Annotated in this window: 3 protein-coding genes; all 3 read left to right on the forward strand. The window is 57.7% G+C overall.

Going from position 1 to position 3,794, the window contains the following annotated elements:
* The first annotated feature begins 166 nt into the window (after window positions 1-166).
* The gene (gene aroA, locus CPT76_RS22910; RefSeq protein ID WP_076169900.1) at window positions 167-1,459 is read left to right on the forward strand and encodes a 3-phosphoshikimate 1-carboxyvinyltransferase; all 1,293 of its coding nucleotides are present in this window, start codon (window positions 167-169) and stop codon (window positions 1,457-1,459) included.
* 65 nt (window positions 1,460-1,524) lie between these two features.
* Entirely contained in the window at window positions 1,525-1,980 is a 456-nt protein-coding gene (locus CPT76_RS22915) for a CoA-binding protein (RefSeq protein ID WP_105444563.1), read from the forward strand.
* Between the two features lie 119 nt (window positions 1,981-2,099).
* On the forward strand, window positions 2,100-3,794 hold a 1,695-nt coding region (locus CPT76_RS22920; protein WP_105444564.1), incomplete at its 3' end, for a glucose PTS transporter subunit IIA.

Below are 3,794 nucleotides of genomic sequence, written 5' to 3' on the forward strand. Positions count from 1 at the left end.
CTCACCTCAGAAGGCTCATTTCACGAAACATTGACAATGTTAAAACCNCTTTTCGACTGTAATCATACTGTTCATCACCTATGATACCCAAGCAGTAAATCGGCTGTCAATCCGGACAGACCCGCGGGAAGAGCCATACTACCGACTAGTGCAAAGGAGATTACACATGGACATGATCGTACATCCGACTCCCCGGCTGAGCGGGGAAATCGGAGCTCTCTCATCCAAAAACTATACGACCCGCTACCTGCTGGTGGCGGCGCTGGCCGAAGGGACAAGCACGGTATACTTCCCGGCTCACAGCGAGGACAGCGACGCAATGCGCCGCTGTATCCAGGACCTCGGCGCCACGCTCGTCGAAGACGACGAGAAGGCCGTCATTACCGGCTTCGGTAGGCATCCGCGCGACGTCAAGGAGCTGAACGTCGGCAACGCCGGCGCGGTGCTGCGCTTCCTGATGGGAACCGCCGCCCTCTGCCCGGAGGTGACGTTCGTCAATACGTATCCGGACTCGCTGGGCAAGCGCCCGCACGACGACCTGATCACCGCGCTTGAGCAAATCGGCGTGCAGGTGGAGCACAACAACGGACGCCTGCCGATCACGATTCGCGGCGGGCAGGCGAAAGGCGGCCGAATTACAGTATCAGGCGAAGTAAGCTCTCAGTACTTGAGTTCTCTGCTGTTCCTGACACCGCTGCTGGCGGAGGACAGCGAGATTGAGGTCACGGGCGACCTGAAATCGAAAGTCGTCATCGGTCAGACGCTGGAAGTGCTGGAGCAGGCAGGGATCGTCATTCATGCCAGCGACGACTACACGCATTTCCGCGTTCCCGGCAACCAGTCCTATCAGGCGAAAACCTATACTGTGCAGGGCGACTACCCTGGATCGGCGGCAGTGTTGGCGGCGGCGGCGGTCACGGAATCGGACGTGCTGATCAAGCGCCTGCCGGTGCAGAGCAAGCAGGGAGAGCGCGCGGTTGTCGACGTGCTTCAGATGATGCAGACTCCCCTGACGCATGAGAACGACGAAGTCCATGTCCGCGGCAATGGGAAGCTTAAAGCCGTCGAGTTTGACGGGGACGCGGCCACGGATGCCGTGCTGGCCATGGTGGCTGCCGCCGTGTTTGCGGAAGGAACCTCCCGCTTCTATAATGTGGAAAATTTGCGCTACAAGGAATGCGACCGCATCACCGATTACCTGGCCGAGCTTCGCAAAGCCGGGGCCAACGTGGAGGAGCGCCAGGCGGAGATCATCGTCCACGGGCGGCCGGAAGGGGTCGAGGGGGGCGTCGAGATCAACGCCCATTACGACCACCGGGTCATCATGGCGCTGACCATCGTCGGCCTGCGCTCCAAGCAGCCGCTGCGAATCAAGGATGCGCACCACGTCGCCAAATCGTACCCGCAGTTCTTCGACCATATGAAGGCGCTTGGCGCCCAGGTGGAATGGGTAAAGTAACTCATAAGCTATAAGTACAAGTAAATCCGATTATTGAAGAAAATAGAGCAAAGGCGGGATGAACGATGTCATTTGAAAATCCGACCCGGGAAGAAATCAAGGAAATTCTGGAGCAGGCCGGCAACATTGCGGTTGTCGGCCTGTCCGACAAGCCGGACCGCACTTCTTACATGATTGCGGAAGCGATGCAGCAGCGCGGCTACCGGATCATTCCCGTGAACCCGACCGTTCAGGGAACCATCCTTGGCGAAACGGTCTACGCCTCGCTGAAAGACATTCCTGAACCCGTCGATATTGTCGATGTGTTCCGGCGCAGCGAATACTGCGCGGACGTGGCGAGGGAGGCTGCCGACATCGGCGCACGGGTACTGTGGCTGCAGCTCGGCGTTGTCAACGATGAAGCCGCCAGCATCGGCGAAGAGAACGGCATGCGGGTCATTATGGACCGCTGCATCAAGGTGGAGGACTCCGTAACCCGGCCGAACCGTCCCGGCCAAAGAACGGATAATACCTTCGCCTGAATACGAGGCAAGACAGGGCCGTGCAGAGCAATCTGCAGGTCCTTTTTTCTTTTTGACAAAAAGTTGAACAACGCGTACCATTTTAAATATGTGTGTGTGTTGAGAGGAGAGTGCATGTCTTGAACTGGCTTGGATCGCTGCAGCAGCTCGGCAGAGCAGTGATGCTGCCTACGATGGTTCTGCCGTCGGCCGCCATACTGCTGTGTGTCGGCAGTCTGCCATGGGCAGCCTGGGGGCTGCCGGGCGTCGCAGAGGTGTGCACTTGGGCAGGACAGGGTATTTTTTATTTCCTCCCGTATCTGTTTGCGGTAGGAGTGGCTTGGGGTCTGGCGAACCAGGCAGGACCGGCTGGCCTTGGGGCTCTGGCCGGGATGTTTATCTATGATCAAATTACGAGGCATCTGGGTAATGGTGGCATTCAGCCTTCCACGCTGATCGGCATCATTTTCGGCATGATCGCCGGCTCTGCCTATAACCGGTATAAACATATCAAGCTGCCTGAGATTGTCCAGTTTTTTGGCGGCTCGCGCTTCGTGCTTTTGTTTATGGGGCTGTTCTCCGCCCTGTTTTCGTGGGTGATGGTCTTTATCGCTCCGCTGCTGCAGAAGGCGCTGAACGAGCTGACCATGCTCATGGCGCATATGGGCGGATTCGGTCTGTTTTTATACGGCATTTTGTACCGGATCCTGACGGCGTTCGGCCTTCATCATCTGCTCAACAATGTTTTCTGGTTCCAGCTGGGAACTTACAAAACCCCGTCGGGCAGCATCGTGCAGGGGGATTTGCCGCGTTATTTTGCGGGGGATCCGACCGCCGGTACATTTATGGCCGGACTGTTCCCTATTATGATGTTCGCACTGCCGGGCATCGCCTTGGCGATCATCCAGGAAGCGCGGGAAGACCTGAAGCCGAAGGTCAAGAAGACGTTTTTGACAGCGGCCTTGGTCTGCTTCTTGACAGGGGTGTCTGAACAGATCGAGTTTGCCTTCTTGTTCGCAGCGCCTTATTTGTTCATCCTGCATTCGATCCTGTCGGGGATCGCGATGTGGATTACGTATGCGCTCGATATTCATCACGGGTTTTCCTATTCCGCAGGGGCGATCGATTATCTGCTGAACTTCCATCTGTCGCATAACGCGCTTCTGATTATTCCGATCGGGCTCGGATACGGCCTTGTGTACTATTTTCTGTTCCGCTGGGCCATTCGGAGGTTTCAAATTCCGACGCCCGGACGCGAGGAAGGCTCCACGCTGGAGGACTGGGCAGGCAACATCCCTTATCAGGCGCCGCTCATTCTGGAAGCGCTCGGGGGCAAGGACAACATCGTTCAGGTGGAATCCTGTATCACCCGGCTGCGGCTGACGGTCAAGAACGACCGCATGATCGACAGCAATGCGCTGAAGCTGCTCGGCTCCGCGGGGCTGATCAAGCTCGGCGGCGGCAACGTGCAGGTCGTATTCGGCACCTATTCGGAGCTGATCCGCGAGGAAGTGAACAAGCTGCTGCACCGGGATTTGCCGCAGGTGCTGTTCAGCGCGCCGGTCCAAGGGAAAATGATCCCGATCGAAGAAGTGCCCGATCATATTTTCGCCGCGAAGCTGGTGGGAGACGGGGTGGCGTTCATGCCGGAGAAAGGGGAGCTCGTGTCTCCGGTATACGGGACGATCATGCACCTGTACCCGACGATGCATGCCATCGGGATCTCGACACCGGAAGGGCTCGAGGTGCTGCTTCACATCGGCATCGATACGTCCCAGCTCAAGGGCGGGCATTTTACCGCGGTCGTGCAAGAAGGAGACGCGGTGGAGCCCGGC

The sequence above is a fragment of the Paenibacillus sp. AR247 genome, from assembly GCF_002968895.1.
GTDB lineage: Bacteria > Bacillota > Bacilli > Paenibacillales > Paenibacillaceae > Paenibacillus_AQ > Paenibacillus_AQ favisporus.

Bases quoted from the DNA above. Each gene is read 5' to 3' on its own strand.
- CPT76_RS22915 (WP_105444563.1), top strand. From the start codon at position 1,525: ATGTCATTTGAAAATCCGACCCGGGAAGAAATCAAGGAAATTCTGGAG.
- aroA (WP_076169900.1), top strand. From the start codon at position 167: ATGGACATGATCGTACATCCGACTCCCCGGCTGAGCGGGGAAATCGGA.